The following is a 13,434-nucleotide window of genomic DNA, read 5'->3' on the forward strand; positions in this document are numbered from 1 at the left end:
AAGGTGGGGAGCATAGCGTCCGGCGGATGGCGACGAAATGAGGCAGCAGGCGGCCCGATCACGACCGGGCGCGCACGCAGCCCCATCCGGCGCAACCTAGCTCGCATCGCTCTTGACCAGTTTGAGCTCAGCCGCGCGCGCTCCGCCCATATGGCTCATCCGGCCGTCGATCTGGCCGCCGGTGGCGATGCTGATCACGTCATAGGTGACCTCGCCTGTGATCCGCGCGCTGGCCTCGACGATCAGCTCCTCGGCGGTGATCGAGCCTTCGATCAGGCCACCGATGCGCGCGCTCCTGGCTGTGACGTGGCCGTGGATCGCGCTGTCCGGCCCCTGGACGAGCGCCGCGCAGGAGAGATCGCCCTCGATCCGTCCGTCGATATGCAGGTCCACGCTGGCCTCGACATTGCCCGTGATCACGACGTCACCGCCGATGATCGAAAAGGGCGTGTGTTTAGCCCCGGTAGCCATCGGGGGTGCGCCGCTTGGCGAGTTTCTGGACCTCGAGAACATCCTGCCTTGCCTCCAGAAAGGGGCGCGGGTTGACCGCCGCGCCGTTGACCCGCACTTCGAAATGCAGATGCGTGCCGGTCGAGCGGCCGGTTGAGCCCATGCGGGCGATCGCCTCGCCGCGCCTGACGTCCTGCCCGACATGCACACCATAGCCGGAGAGATGCGCATAGCGAGTCATGAGCCCCTTGCCATGATCGACTTCCACGACATTGCCATAACCCTGGCGCGGCCCGACATAGCTTATCCGGCCCGGCGCCGCGGCCAGGATTGGCTGACCATAAGCGCCACGGAAATCGAGGCCGGCGTGAAAGGCGAGCTGGCCGTTGAACGGATCGCGCCGATAGCCATAGGAGCTGGTCTCCATCGGTGCGGCGGTCGGCCGGCCGGAGGGGATCGCAGCCAGCGTCGTTTCCATCGCGTTGAGCCGTGTCAGCAACAGCGCCAGATCACGCAGCGCCGGTTCGGCGGCGATGGCGCTCGATGCGGGGACGAAGGGGCCGCCCTGCCCGTCCATATTGCTGTTCAGCGCGGCGGGATTGAGGCCGAAGCTGCGGATCGCCTTCTCGACCTTGGCGAGGCGCACCCGTGCGGCGCTCGTAATCGCGCGCTCCAGCGCGAACTGGCGCTGGCGCAGCTTGTCGAGCCGACCAATCTCCGGCGAAGCGGCGGTAAGCGGCTTGCCCTTGGCATCGGCCTTGGCGGGCGCTGGCTGTGCCGCGATCGTTGCGGAGGGATTGGCGTCCAGTATCTGCTCGATCGCCGCCTGACGCCGCTCGATATCGCGCGCGATCGCGTCGACGTCGCCGTGATAGGCCTTCACCTGCGCCTCCCGCGAGCTGATCGCCGCGCGGTCGCGCGCGACCCTGTTGCGCTCGAACAGCAGGCTCGCCTGACTCCACAGCATCGCCAGCGTGCCGGCCGCCCATAGCAGCAGCACCGCCGCAGCCATGCCTGCGACGATCATTTGAAAACGTGTCGAAATCCGGAGGAATCGCACATGTCCGCCAGTGCGGAGGAAGATCTCTCGCTCAGGCGCCAGAGACAACAGATATGCGACCACCCCTCCGGGTCGTGGTTTGGAAGATGCCACCCGATTGCTCTTATATGCGTTATGTTTTGAGTTCCCGGCGCTAACAGATGGGTTCCCCCCGGGCGAATCGGCGCCTGGAACCCCGCGACGAATCGAAGGCACGATGGGACGAGTCGAGTGGGCCTGACGTGGCGTGGCATCGTGTTCTGCCTTGGTTCTCGAGATTCCCGTCGAATCGCCGAGAACTCCGAGTCGCGGCCGACCCGTTGCCGGCTGGCACTCCGGAAACGGGCCTTTTGCGGGCTTTGCACCTCGGTCTTCCAATTGATGTCATGCGCAATCGGGCGCCACTGAACCGTGCGCGGACCCTGCCTCGCCCGATGTCCTTGAAGCCGATACGGACGTTGCCATGCTTCCCTTGCCCCGTTATAGGCCGCCTTCTGCCGAGCGGGCTGCCACTGCCCGTCGGTGCGCGGAGACGTGGGTGAGTGGCTGAAACCAACGGTTTGCTAAACCGTCGTGCTGAGAATTCGGCACCGAGGGTTCGAATCCCTCCGTCTCCGCCAGATCCTGCTCTTCGGCGAACTCCCAGAAACACGCTCGATCGGAGGTTTCAGCGGATTTTCAGCAAAATCTAGCTGGATCGCGATCGCCATCGTTCGCGATAAATCGCGTGCAACCGCAATGCTATTTGTGACTGGCGTCGCTCAATCGCGCTAACAACGACGACCAACGCGCCAATGCGAACGCGAAACAAACTCAACGCGAATCAGATAAAGGCGTTTTCGAAGCCGGGCTTCTATTCCGACGGCGGCGGGCTTACCTTCGAGTCCGTGATGCTGGGACACGGTCATGGTTCTTCATGCACTCCTAAACGGCAAGCGACACGAAATGGATATTGGCTCATTCCTGGACGTTACATTGGCGCAAGCGAGGCTCAAAGCGGGAGCTGACCTTTCGGTGCGTTCGCAGCGCAGATGATCGACGACATCGAAGAAGGCTTCAAAAATGCAAAACACCGCCAACAGTGGCGCAACACCCTCAGCACCTACGCTGGCCAGATGGCCGGATGGTGGGAATTCCACCCCCGGCTATCACACAGAGATAGGATCCGCGTCCAAAGCCTCACCGTTTGCCGACAGCAGGCGATAACCGACTTTGGCGCCCCCCGGTACTTAGATGACCGCTATGTCGGCGTGACCTGCCTGGGCCGTTCGGTTCCTGTCGAGCGACCAAGCGACGCTATCGTCACGGGGTTGAGTAAGTGGTGATCGACCGGATCTTCGAGGCGGTGTTTGATGATCCCGACATCGAGTGGCTAGCGATCGACGCCACCTTTTGCCACGAACGGACAGCTGGAGGAGAGCGCAACAGGCCCTCTCCTCCAGCTTCGCCTTACGGATAATGGGTCGATTCAACCGAGGCTATAACGGACCGTCTGACGGCGCTTCCGGCGCGTGACCGCGCCCACGGCGCCGAAGCCGGCAATCATCATCGCCCAGGTCGCGGGCTCCGGCACGGCGCCGGGTTGGGGCGACCCGGGCGGATTGGTCCCGGTCGGAGGCGTCGTGATCGGGGCGTAATTGTCGGTGAACGTCCAGTCCACAATATCCTGCGCGCTCCAGTCCGCGCCCGTGCTGGCCGTGAAACCGACAAAGACCTGATCCGTGCCGAACAGGCTCGCCAGATCAATCGAATAGCTGAGGCCGGCATCATTGGGTCGCAGGCCGTTCGTGGACCAGCGCACCTCCATCAGATCGGTGGCGCCGTTATAGTCGACGAATGCGGTGATGTCCTGGCCGCCGTCAAGCTCCAGTGTGGGCGACACGATCGCGTAGGCCAGATGGTTCGCCGGGTCGCCATTCTCCATGATTGCGATGTGATCGTTCCCGTTGAGGGCGCCGTTGCCGGGCAAGCGGGGATCAAAGCCGCCATTGCTGTAGGGATCGAATTCAACCTCGATGCTTGGGGTGATGCCGGCATAGCCCAGGCCGCCGCCAAGGCCGCCGACGTTATTGGACAAGGTCTGGATGACGAAAGCGATGCCGTCCGCTCCGATTTCGCCATATTGAGTGAGATGATTGGAATTGATGTTAAGGGTGAAGCGGGTGCTGAAGCTGTAGTCGTTGGTCAGCGCGATGGCCCCCGCACTGAACATGGAACCACCGGAGTTACCCTTGGGCGGCGTAAGCTGCATCACGGTACGACCCGCGATATCCACCGCGGTGGCCTCGCCGTTGAGCTGCAGTCCCGTTGTATCGGCGAAGCCCGCGTAGGAGAATATCTCCGCATGCGCCGACGTCGCCATCAACCCGCCAATCCCGAGCGCCAACAGGCTCGTCCGGCATCCCTTCGCATCGAACCGCATTTCATTCTCCCACTGTTTCGGCCACGAAGCCCTCTTCGCGGCGTGTCGGGAGGTATCATGGCTGTTTCGCGCCATATCCAGCAATCCCCGGTTCCGGGGATTGCCGTGGTTAATCATTGATAAATTTTCACGATTTTCGCTTCCAGCTGTCTTCTATCGGGACAGCGAGGGCCAGCCGGACCCCTTGTCCCGGCGCGCTTTCGATGCGCAGATCACCGCCCATCTGCGTGGCGCGGCGCTGCATGTTGGTGAGGCCGCGTCCCTCACCCGGAGAGCCCCTGGCATCGAGGGGATCGAAGCCCACGCCGTTGTCCGAGAGCGTCACGAGGAGGCGATCACCGTCCGCGGGCTCCGCCATGAGCGCGATCCGCGTCGCTTGGCCGTGGCGCAGTGTGTTGGCGATCCCCTCCTGCAGCAGCCGGTAAAGGCTGAGCAGCCGCGGGGCATCGAGACGCGGCGCAGGAGAGGCGAGCTGGCAGCGCCAGTCAAAGGCGATGCCCGATCGGGCCAGCCGGACCCACATGCGTTCACGGAACATCGCCAGTGCCTCGTCGATCGGCTCGTCGGCGGCGTCGAACGCGCTGGCCATGTTCCGCAGGTCGTCGACCGCCGATTGCAGCGCCTCCCCGATCTCCGCGTGTGTAAGGCGCCCCTCGCGAGTGTCGAGCAGCAGATGGGTCAGTATGCCACCCACGCCGTCGTGCATGTCCCGCAACAGGCGCTGGCGTTCGGCGTCGATCGCGATCCGCCGTTCCTGATGTCGCAGCAGGCTGGACGAGCGCAGCAGGCTCGCATCCTGTTCCAGCACCTGCCGTTCCAGATCGGTGCGTGCTTCGTCGGCCTCCCGGCTGAGCTGGCGGCCCTGGAGGGCGAGTTCAAACAGGATGAGGAAGGTGGTCAAGGTCGGCGTCAGCACCGAGGCTTGCAACATGGGGCCGGAGGGCGCCGGATGGATAAGGAGATCCCAAACGGTCGAGGTGATGCCGACCAGCAGGATAGCCATCACCCGGATCGCCGGGCCGGGCGCGGCGAGGCTCATCCGCAGCAGGGCAGCAATCCCATAGGCGGACAGCAAAGCGAGCGCAGTGGCGTCGAGCAAGGGGACGACGGGCGCAACATCGCCACGCACCAGCATGGCGGCGATCAACACAGTGAAGGCGATCGCGGAGCAGGCGAGCGCGATCCGTGCCGCTCGCGCCTGCCAGCCGGCAAAGGCGTTCACGGTCAGCGCCACCGTCGCCAGCATCAGATATTCCACGCCATAGCGCAGCAGGGGGAACCAGGCGTAGGGCAGCGCATCCGCTCCGAAGGCGGTGAACCAGGCATCCGCGCTCACCAGGATCATGAACAGGCCGGTGATGGTCTGGAGCCGGGAAAAGCGGCTGAGGGGCAGCAGCACGAGCAGGGCCATGCCGAGCAGCCCTTCAACGGCGATGGCCAGCCAGACCATGTCGAAACGCTGGAACCGCTCCCAGCCGGCCGCCTTGCCGATCCGGTCATACGGGCCCGCATAGACCGCGTCCGTCGCCCCGCAGGGCGAGCGCAGGCAAGTGAGCGACCATGCCCCTCCCGCCGCGCTCCGCTCGGAGGGCGAGAGGAGCGTCATGTGTGCTGGATAAAGGATGGCGGGCTGCCAGCCTGGGATATGCAGCACCGCCGGCTCTGAAAGGCCAGCTGCCCAGGCGCCAGTCGGACCATTCGTGGACGCCAGCCCGGCACGCCCCGCCGGCAAACGATAGTCGCCCCACGCCACCGCCGGATGAAAGCCCAGCACTATCAGGGCATAGAAGCTCCAGAACAGCAATTGCGCACCCAGCACGGTCGCGAGCGCGCGGCGCCATCCCCACCGCCGGAGCGTCACCGTCATGGGCGTAGCAATCCGCTCCGAAAGGCGCGCACCATCGCCTCGCCCCGGCTGCTCACCCCGAGCTTGCGGTAGATCGACTTCACATGATCGCCGACCGTGTGCGGCGACAGCGACAGCGCCTCCGCCGCCTGCCGGTTGCTCTGGCCGCGCGCCAGCAACTGGAGCAACTCGTACTCACGAGGCGACAGGTCGGGATCCTCGTCGTCCGGCTTCGGTTGTTCCTGCTGGCCGCGCAGGTAACGCAGCACATAGGCGGCGATGCTGGGCGAGAGCGGCGCCCCGCCGGACAGCGCAGCGGCCGCCTGCTGGCCGATGTCGAGGCGGTCGAGGTCTTTCAGCAGATAGCCGTCCGCGCCGGCCAGCACCGCCGCCAATACCGTCGTCTGATCGCCCAGAACGGACAAGACCAGAATCTTCGGCTCCGGGCCGCGCCGGGCACGAATCTCCGCGATCAGGTCGATCCCGTTGCCATCGGGAAGGCCAAGATCGAGGATGAACAAATCAGCATCATGGTCGAGCAGCGCGCGTGCCTCGGCGAGCGAGCCAGCCGTTCCGAGCAGGGACAGGCCGCGATGAGCGGTCACTCCATGGGCGACGTGCGCGGCGATCCGCGGATCATCCTCGACGATCACGACTTTTGCTTGCACCTCGCCGTCACCCTTTCGCCCACACCGGGTTGCGCAGCCCACGTTCGGGCGGGTCACAGCCATTTCCAGCGTCAGACCCATTAGCTAGTTCGCCCACGCAGTCCGAATCTTGCGGATCGGTCACCGAAATATCAATGCGGATAGCCCGCCTGCTTGATCGACCCGGTGTTGAACAATAACAATCCCCAATTCGCGGGTATTTCAGTCGATATTTACTAAGGATCAGCCCCCAAGGTGAGCAGATGGTTTAATTCCCCGACGCCGGTCATTCAAACTAGGCTGCGTGGACAAATTCCCGCTTCAATGATTGTCCGCTCTTAAGCGCTGACAATCGACGCCGGATGGCTGAAAAGTCGTGGTTAGCAGACACTCCCAAAAAAACGCGTCATGCTGAACTTGTTTCAGCATCCATCTTGTTCGATAACCCTGATCTCGATCGCGCGACGGACCCTGAAACACGTTCAGGGTGACCTCCTCCACCGTGGGCTTCGGACCCAAGCGATTGCTGAGCGAAAGGCCTAGATCGCCCCGGCCGATGAAGAAGGCGTCGATGCCGTCGACCGCCATGATCTCGTCGATCCGGTCAAGCGCTTCGCAGTCTTCGATCACGGCGATGACGGTGGTGAGGCTGTCTGTGAAATCATAATGATCGTCGGCGCCCCGCTTGCCATAGTCGCCGGCGCGATAGCGTGCCCAGGAGGCGATGTTGCGTGCCATCTTCGCGCTCGACACGTGCGGCACCATGATGCCGATCGCGCCGCTGTCCAGCACCTGCAGAATGCTGGCCGCATCGGGCCGCGAAATCCGGACGAAACCCGCCGTGCCGAAGGCCCGTCCCGCCAGGAAGCCCGCCTGGAGATCGCGACGACCCCAGGGAGCATGCTCCTCGTCGAGCATGACGAAATCGAAGCCGATCGAGCCCAGAATCTCGGTATGATGGGAGGTCGGCGTCTTCAGAAAGGTTCCGAGCAGCGGCTCGCATGCAAGCAGGCGCTTGCGAAAATCGCGAGGGTTCGGACGCGAGGCATCGCTCATGGACGCAACTCCGGTGTTTGGGGCAGGCAGAACTCGCTCAAGCCATCCGGCACATCGATATGATCAGGCGGTTGCCTCTTCGGGTAGCGGATATTCGTCGGCATTCGCGAAGAAGCCTTCCCGCATCGCGAAATCGAGCCGGGGCGGCGCGAAGACGTCACCCATGCGCGTGCTGCCGAGCCGCTCGGTCGTGTGGATCACCTGCGCGGGAATCATCATCGCCGAGGGCGAATGGACAAGCGCGTGCACATCCTCGCGCCATTCATTGAGATCAAGGCCCCACATCCAGCGCATGTGGTGGATCACGGACCCTTGCAGCAGCAGCGAACATTGATCGAAATCGGCGTGGCTGTGCGGCGACATTCTGCTTCGATCGCGCGCCTCGAGCACCGGCGGCGGAAAACTGATCATCATCGTCGAGCAGCGCAGCGCACCCCAGAAGCCGCCCTTTCGCTCCTTCCAGAGATCATAGATGCGCAGCTTGTAGCCCGATGACGGCGCGGGCCAGGGCTTGAAGGGCGCAACATCGGAATGCGGCTCGGCATAGGCATCGGCATTGGCGCATTTGGCTTTGAGGTCGTCCGACCGCGTCGTGAACAGCCGCACGATCCGCCCGCCTTCTGGCAGGCTGATCTCGCTGTCGCCGGGCGGCATGATGATGACCTGATGACCCGCCCCCTGGCCGGTTTCGCCCAAGGTGCTGACCTTGTAGGGCGTGTTCTCGTCAGGGACCATCACCATATATTCGTCCACCTGACCCTGACGCGCGAAGACCGCGCCCGGCGCCGCTTCGATATAATTCACGATCAGGGTCTGATTGCGTGTGTACCAGCTCTTGCCATTGGCGTCGGCCTCGACCGGTTGCTCGCTATAATAGAGGCCGTAGCTCTCCATCTGAGCATTACCGCCAATGTCCTCTTTCCTGAATTCCTGGGGCTTCGCGCGTTCGGTCTCGGCGTTCATCTTCATCCTCTCCTGAAGCGGCCGGCGTGTCGGGAAGGCCACGCCGCACCCGTCGAAATATAACATGATAAATATATTTACTAAGGCCGACCTTTCCGTTGAGTCGACGATTTTCAACGAAAATAGCACCAATCCGATTGACGGAGCAACCGCATCCACATAATTATCATGTTATATATCTGGCCTGAAAGTGGGAGAGTATGCGATGCCTCAAACCCAGCCGATCTACGATACGCACGCCCATCTCGTTTCCGCCGATGGCGTCCGCTATCCGCGCAAGAACATCCCCTACCTGCAGCGCCCGGACGGAAAGAAGAGAGTCGCGACGCCGGGCACCGTGGGCGCTCCCGGCGGCATGCACGGCCCTGATCCGGTGAACGAGAAGCCGACCGCCGAACAGATGAGCGGTTGGATGGACGCGGAAGGCGTCGTCGGGATAGCGGCCGTCCAGAAAGGGCGCATCTATGGCACCGACAACAGCTACATCATGGACGCAGCGGATCTTTTTCCGGGCAAGATGCGCGCGATCATCATCGTCGATCCCACCGAGGAGCAGACCCTGCCTCTGATGCGGGAAGGCGCGAAGCGCGAGATCATCGGCATCCGCTTCTTTCCGGCCAATATCTGGGATGTCGCCGGCTGGCTCGGCTCGCCCGAAGCCGCCACTGTCTGGCAGACTGCAGAGGAACTCGACCTGGTCGTCGACATCGAGGGACCAAAAGACGACTGGCGCGAGACGATGCACGTCATCGAGGATTATGCCGACCGTTTTCCCAGGCTGCGCATCGTGCTCGAACATCTCTATGGCCCGGTCGTCACCGATCCCGACTTCGGCATCGATTCCCGCTATGACGGCCTCGCCGCCAGGGACAATATCAGTTACAAGTTCACCTGCCTGAATATGGACGTCATCCGCGAGCAAGGCGTGAAGCCGGAAGACGTGCTGCGCCGCGCGGTCGACTTCTATGGCGCCGACAAGATCATGTGGGGATCGGACATCGGAACCTCGTCCGGCACGTACCGGGAAATGCTGTCCCGCGCCGTCGATTCCACAGTCCTGCTGACGGCGGAGGAGCGCCGGAAAGTCCTGCACGACACGGGTCGCCGCATCCTCACCGGCTGGACCGGCTGACTGCCATCACCGCGGCCGACTGGGCTTAACCGGCACGTCCGGCCGCGCTCCTCGCCACCATCGCATCGACAAAGCGGCGCAGCGCTGCGGACGGATCATGTTTGCGCCAGACCAGCAGCAGGTCGAAGGCCAGGCCCAGGTCACTGATCCGCACCAGGCGTATGTCGCGGGCGGCCACGACGGGCTGCGTCGCCGTCACCGGGCCGATCCCCATGCCTACCGAGACGAAGCTCAACAGGATCGAGTTCGTCGTGCAATCCTGCACGATGTTCGGCGGCGCTCCCTTCTTGAGCCAGGCGCGCATCAGCCGGTCATGATAGTCGGGCTGGAGCCTGCGCTCGGGCCACAGCATCGGCTCGTCGGCCAGTTCAGCCATCCCGACGCTGTCGCGCTCCGCGAACCGGTGGCCGCGATGAACCGCGAGCATGACCTCGCCCCGCCCCAGTTTCGCCCGGTTGAGAAGCGTCGCATCATGCTCGTCAATATTGGCATCATAGAGAATGCCAGCATCGAGCTGGGCATTCTTGAATACCGCGATTTGAAGGAGAGCGCCGAGCGAGCGCAATTCGAGGACGACGCCCGGCTCCGTCTCCCGGAAATGCAGAAGGCTCCGCGTGATGAATTCATCACCCGCGATAATCTCGCTGAGGCCGACGCGAATGGTGCCGAGATTGCCGTTCGCATAGCGTCGCGTGCCATCGACTGCGCGATCGACATGCGCCAGGATTTCCTCGACTTCCGTCAGGAACACGCGCCCCGCCGGGGACAGCCGGATGCCGCGCGGCAGACGCTCGAACAGCTCGACGCCGAGCTCTTCCTCAAGGTCGCGGATCCGGCGGGTGAGCGCCGGTTGCGCGACGCGCAACGCCTGGGCGGCTCGGCTGAAATTCTCCTCGCGCGCGATGGCGCGAAAATATCTGAGGTGACGGAGCTCCATAAGCAACCATAACAGCGCGGCATAGGATCACCAATCCCGAAGACGAGCCGCTCGCGCCCCGTCGCGTCATTTCCATGCCAAATCGGCATGGATTTCGCGAAGATCAAAATATTGGATTCGCCCTGCTCGCCTCTGCACATTCGCCCCACACGCACAACGGGAGGATGCACATGAGCACGATCGAGCTCGATGGTCTGGATTTCGGGACGCTGGACACCGTCGACATCCTCGGCACGGACATCGAGCTGTTTCGCGCCGGCAGCGGCACCCCGCTCCTGTTCCTGCATGGCATCGATGGCCTAGAGGGGAGCGCGCAAGGCCTGCGGGAGCTGGCCAAATCCTTCTCCGTCTATGCGCCCTCCCATCCCGGCTTCGGCGCGTCGGAGCGACCCGCCGGCATGTCTCGGGTCGATGACATGGGGTATTTCTATCTCGATATGCTCAATGCGCTCGGCCTCGACGCGCCGATCATTGTCGGCACGTCATTCGGTGCCTGGGTGGCCTGCGAGATGCTGACCAAGGAGCCCGGCCGGGCGCGGTCCCTGGTGCTGGCGTCGCCGCTCGGACTCAAGACGGCCGAGCGGCGCGAGCATTGGGTGGCGGATCTTTTCATGATCTCGAAGCAGGAGCTCGGCGCGCGGCTGCAGGTCGGCCCGGCGGACGAGCAGAGCATGCCGGAAATGAGCGAAGCCAGGCTGCGCCGCGTTCTGCGAAACGACGAAGCTCTCAGCCTTTATGGCTGGTCACCCTACATGTGCAATCCCAAGCTGGGCGACCGGCTGCACCGGATTTCCTGTCCGGCCATGATCGTGTGGGGCGACAAGGACGCCATGATCGAGCCGGAATATCGCGCGCGCTGGCGCGACGCGCTGCCGCAGGCCCAGGTCAAGCTGCTGTCCGGCGCCGGCCACCGCAGTCACGCCGACAAGCCGGCCGAGTTGGCAACGCTCATCGGCCAATTCACCAAGGGAGCAGCGAAATGAAGATCTGGCATTTTTCCGAGCAGGCCTATCACCCGGCATGGGGTGAGCCGGCGGGATTGCGCGTGAACTTCCCGCAATATCACTGCGATCCCGTGGAAGCGGGCCAGTTGCTCAATCGCTATCTCGACGAATATTGCCTCGCGGACGAGCTCGGGCTGAACATCATGGTCAACGAGCATCATGCGACGGCGACCTGCATGTCGACCAGCGTCATGACCACGCTCGCGATCCTGGCGCGCGAGACGAGCAAGGCGCGGCTGCTGGCGCTCGGCATCCCGCTCGCCAATCGCGCCAACCCCATGCGTGTCGCCGAGGAGGTCGCGCTGGCCGATTGCCTGTCCGGCGGCCGGATTGAGATGGGTCTGGTCAAGGGCGTTCCGCTGGAAGTGATCGTCTCCAACCGGCAACCGACCCAGTTCATGGACCGTTTCTGGGAAGCCCACGACCTCATCATCGCGGCGATGTCCAACCTGGGCGAGACCTTTTCCTGGGAGGGCGAGCATTATCATATCCGCACCTCCGCGCTTTGGCCGCGGCCGGTCCAGCAACCCCACCCGCCGGTCTGGGGCACCGCCTCGAGCGCATCGAGCGCGCGCATGTATGGCGCTCGCGGCTATACCTGCGCGACCTTTCTGTCCGGCGCTGTCGCGCGCTCCGTCTTCACCGGATATCGCGACGCCTATATCGAGGCTTTCGGCAAGCAACCAAGCGCCGATCGGCTTGGCTATCTCGCGGTCGTCGCCTGCGCGTCGGATCGCAAGGAAGCTTATCGCCGCGCGGAGGAAATGCGGAAATATTTCCTCGCCGCGCCACGCTTCGACGCTCCGTTCCGCAACGTGATGGGCTTCAATCCCGTCGAGGCGAACCTGCGGGCCCTGACGGCCGGGGCGAGTGCGATGCGCCCCCGGCTGCGCAATGGCGAACCACTCGGCCCCGACGCATCGGTCGAGGACTATGTCAGCGCCCAACTCATGTTCGTCGGCACACCCGACGATGTTTATGAGCAGCTTGCCCAGTTCAATGTCGACGTCGGCGGTTTCGGAAATCTGCTGATGATGGGACAGGCAGGGGAGCTCAGCCATGCCGACACGGCGGACAGCCTGACGCTGATCGCCAAGGAAGTCGCGCCCCGCCTCGCGGAGATGCCGGACGTCTCGCCACTCGAGGTCCGTTACGAAGGCGTCGGATAACGAGAGCGATCGGAGAGGAAATTAACATGATAATCAATATGGCTGCTTGCGCAGGCCTGATCGAGGGGCGCGGTCGAGGCCTTGGCTCATTCGATATTCTTGATCGCCTCCGTAAGGGCCTTGAGTTCCTCGGCCAGCCGAGAGAGCCTTTCGGTACCGAACTGCTGCGCGAAGGCGTTCGTGTAATGCAGCACGTCACGCGACAGGATCTGCACGACCGCATGGCCGCCCGGTGAGAGCGTGACCATCGTCCGCCTTCCGTCGTTGGGATCCGGCTTGCGAACGATGAGCTTGCGCTTCTCCAGTTGCTGGAGGATGCGCGTAACGCTCGGGCCTTGCAGCAATCCTGCGTCGGCAAGGGCCGTGGCGTCGGTTTTACCTCGATCGTTGAGCACGCGCATCACGCGCCACTGGGGCTCCGTGATGTCGAACATGTTCAGCTTGGAGCGCATGGGCGCAATCACCGCATCCTTGGCCCCGAGGATGATCCAGGCCAACGATTCCTCGAACTCCGGCAATTTTACGACTGTGCCAGAATCGTTCACACCTGCCGCCTTTCCGATCCATATTTTCGTGTTGCCGCACAATGAGCGAGCCAGGCTCGCGAGCGATTGCCCGGTCCTCGACGCTATTCAGGATTTGCAGCAATGCCGCAACAGCTCCCTTGTCCCGTGCCCACCGGCAGATTATTAACATGTGAAGTTTCCTGCTGCAACTGATCGATCGCGCCGTCCCGCAGGACGATGGGCCAAACTCATCTCCGATCTCC

The 13,434-nt window shown here is 63.3% G+C and carries 13 protein-coding genes and 1 tRNA gene; 5 read left to right on the forward strand and 9 right to left on the reverse strand.

Features of this window, described 5'->3' with window-relative positions; translation table 11 throughout:
* Nucleotides 1-96: 96 nt before the first annotated feature.
* Nucleotides 97-471, reverse strand: coding sequence for a bactofilin family protein (locus KK488_RS05105; RefSeq protein ID WP_250890097.1), 375 nt, complete (start codon nucleotides 469-471; stop codon nucleotides 97-99).
* Complete coding sequence (locus KK488_RS05110) at nucleotides 455-1,477, reverse strand: M23 family metallopeptidase (protein ID WP_214622072.1); 1,023 nt, start codon at nucleotides 1,475-1,477, stop codon at nucleotides 455-457. Before KK488_RS05110 ends, KK488_RS05105 begins: the two co-directional genes overlap by 17 nt.
* Before the next feature lie 540 nt (nucleotides 1,478-2,017).
* Between KK488_RS05110 and KK488_RS05115 the strand changes: the two genes are divergently transcribed.
* Together KK488_RS05115 and KK488_RS05120 are read left to right on the forward strand one after the other, a co-directional pair.
* Nucleotides 2,018-2,109, forward strand: a tRNA-Ser gene (locus KK488_RS05115).
* 411 nt (nucleotides 2,110-2,520) lie between these two features.
* Entirely contained in the window at nucleotides 2,521-2,814 is a 294-nt protein-coding gene (locus KK488_RS05120; RefSeq protein ID WP_214622073.1) for a hypothetical protein, read from the forward strand.
* A gap of 143 nt (nucleotides 2,815-2,957) precedes the next feature.
* Here the strand turns inward: KK488_RS05120 and KK488_RS21265 are convergent, their stop codons facing one another.
* The 5 genes from KK488_RS21265 to KK488_RS05145 form a co-directional block, all read right to left on the reverse strand.
* The gene (locus tag KK488_RS21265) at nucleotides 2,958-4,028 is read right to left on the reverse strand and encodes a lectin-like domain-containing protein (RefSeq protein WP_250890098.1); all 1,071 of its coding nucleotides are present in this window, start codon (nucleotides 4,026-4,028) and stop codon (nucleotides 2,958-2,960) included.
* 10 nt (nucleotides 4,029-4,038) lie between these two features.
* Nucleotides 4,039-5,778, reverse strand: a complete 1,740-nt coding sequence (locus KK488_RS05130; RefSeq protein WP_214622074.1) for a sensor histidine kinase — start codon at nucleotides 5,776-5,778, stop codon at nucleotides 4,039-4,041.
* Nucleotides 5,775-6,506 (reverse strand): response regulator, encoded by a 732-nt coding sequence (locus tag KK488_RS05135; protein WP_214622075.1) that lies wholly within the window; start codon nucleotides 6,504-6,506, stop codon nucleotides 5,775-5,777. The genes KK488_RS05130 and KK488_RS05135 overlap by 4 nt, the downstream gene beginning before the upstream one ends.
* A gap of 219 nt (nucleotides 6,507-6,725) precedes the next feature.
* The gene (locus tag KK488_RS05140; RefSeq protein ID WP_214622076.1) at nucleotides 6,726-7,460 is read right to left on the reverse strand and encodes an HpcH/HpaI aldolase family protein; all 735 of its coding nucleotides are present in this window, start codon (nucleotides 7,458-7,460) and stop codon (nucleotides 6,726-6,728) included.
* A gap of 63 nt (nucleotides 7,461-7,523) precedes the next feature.
* Nucleotides 7,524-8,423, reverse strand: coding sequence for a cupin domain-containing protein (locus tag KK488_RS05145; RefSeq protein ID WP_214622077.1), 900 nt, complete (start codon nucleotides 8,421-8,423; stop codon nucleotides 7,524-7,526).
* A gap of 205 nt (nucleotides 8,424-8,628) precedes the next feature.
* Between KK488_RS05145 and KK488_RS05150 the strand changes: the two genes are divergently transcribed.
* Nucleotides 8,629-9,555 (forward strand): amidohydrolase family protein, encoded by a 927-nt coding sequence (locus tag KK488_RS05150; protein ID WP_214622078.1) that lies wholly within the window; start codon nucleotides 8,629-8,631, stop codon nucleotides 9,553-9,555.
* Nucleotides 9,556-9,580: 25 nt separating this feature from the next.
* Here KK488_RS05150 and KK488_RS05155 read toward each other — a convergent pair whose 3' ends face one another.
* Complete coding sequence (locus tag KK488_RS05155) at nucleotides 9,581-10,492, reverse strand: LysR family transcriptional regulator (RefSeq protein ID WP_214622079.1); 912 nt, start codon at nucleotides 10,490-10,492, stop codon at nucleotides 9,581-9,583.
* 170 nt (nucleotides 10,493-10,662) lie between these two features.
* On the opposite strand from KK488_RS05155, the gene KK488_RS05160 reads away from it, so the two are divergent.
* On the forward strand, nucleotides 10,663-11,475 hold the full coding sequence (locus KK488_RS05160) for an alpha/beta fold hydrolase (protein ID WP_214622080.1): 813 nt from the start codon (nucleotides 10,663-10,665) through the stop codon (nucleotides 11,473-11,475).
* Nucleotides 11,472-12,665, forward strand: a complete 1,194-nt coding sequence (locus tag KK488_RS05165; RefSeq protein ID WP_214622081.1) for an LLM class flavin-dependent oxidoreductase — start codon at nucleotides 11,472-11,474, stop codon at nucleotides 12,663-12,665. Before KK488_RS05160 ends, KK488_RS05165 begins: the two co-directional genes overlap by 4 nt.
* Before the next feature lie 86 nt (nucleotides 12,666-12,751).
* On the opposite strand, the gene KK488_RS05170 is transcribed toward KK488_RS05165, so the two are convergent.
* Nucleotides 12,752-13,210 carry a MarR family winged helix-turn-helix transcriptional regulator gene (locus KK488_RS05170; RefSeq protein WP_349356852.1) on the reverse strand — a complete coding sequence of 153 codons (459 nt, stop codon included), beginning with the start codon at nucleotides 13,208-13,210 and terminating at the stop codon, nucleotides 12,752-12,754.
* Between the last annotated feature and the right edge of the window lie 224 nt (nucleotides 13,211-13,434).

Source organism: Sphingobium nicotianae, from assembly GCF_018603885.1.
GTDB classification, from domain to species: domain Bacteria; phylum Pseudomonadota; class Alphaproteobacteria; order Sphingomonadales; family Sphingomonadaceae; genus Sphingobium; species Sphingobium nicotianae.

What these genes read in the sequence shown, in the direction of transcription:
- KK488_RS05105 (WP_250890097.1), bottom strand. Translation starts at nt 471, where the DNA reads ATGGCTACCGGGGCTAAACACACGCCCTTTTCGATCATCGGCGGTGAC.
- KK488_RS05150 (WP_214622078.1), top strand. Translation starts at nt 8,629, where the DNA reads ATGCCTCAAACCCAGCCGATCTACGATACGCACGCCCATCTCGTTTCC.
- KK488_RS21265 (WP_250890098.1), bottom strand. Translation starts at nt 4,028, where the DNA reads ATGATTAACCACGGCAATCCCCGGAACCGGGGATTGCTGGATATGGCG.
- KK488_RS05145 (WP_214622077.1), bottom strand. Translation starts at nt 8,423, where the DNA reads ATGAACGCCGAGACCGAACGCGCGAAGCCCCAGGAATTCAGGAAAGAG.
- KK488_RS05160 (WP_214622080.1), top strand. Translation starts at nt 10,663, where the DNA reads ATGAGCACGATCGAGCTCGATGGTCTGGATTTCGGGACGCTGGACACC.
- KK488_RS05155 (WP_214622079.1), bottom strand. Translation starts at nt 10,492, where the DNA reads ATGGAGCTCCGTCACCTCAGATATTTTCGCGCCATCGCGCGCGAGGAG.
- KK488_RS05140 (WP_214622076.1), bottom strand. Translation starts at nt 7,460, where the DNA reads ATGAGCGATGCCTCGCGTCCGAACCCTCGCGATTTTCGCAAGCGCCTG.
- KK488_RS05120 (WP_214622073.1), top strand. Translation starts at nt 2,521, where the DNA reads ATGATCGACGACATCGAAGAAGGCTTCAAAAATGCAAAACACCGCCAA.
- KK488_RS05135 (WP_214622075.1), bottom strand. Translation starts at nt 6,506, where the DNA reads ATGGGTCTGACGCTGGAAATGGCTGTGACCCGCCCGAACGTGGGCTGC.
- KK488_RS05110 (WP_214622072.1), bottom strand. Translation starts at nt 1,477, where the DNA reads ATGATCGTCGCAGGCATGGCTGCGGCGGTGCTGCTGCTATGGGCGGCC.
- KK488_RS05130 (WP_214622074.1), bottom strand. Translation starts at nt 5,778, where the DNA reads ATGACGGTGACGCTCCGGCGGTGGGGATGGCGCCGCGCGCTCGCGACC.
- KK488_RS05165 (WP_214622081.1), top strand. Translation starts at nt 11,472, where the DNA reads ATGAAGATCTGGCATTTTTCCGAGCAGGCCTATCACCCGGCATGGGGT.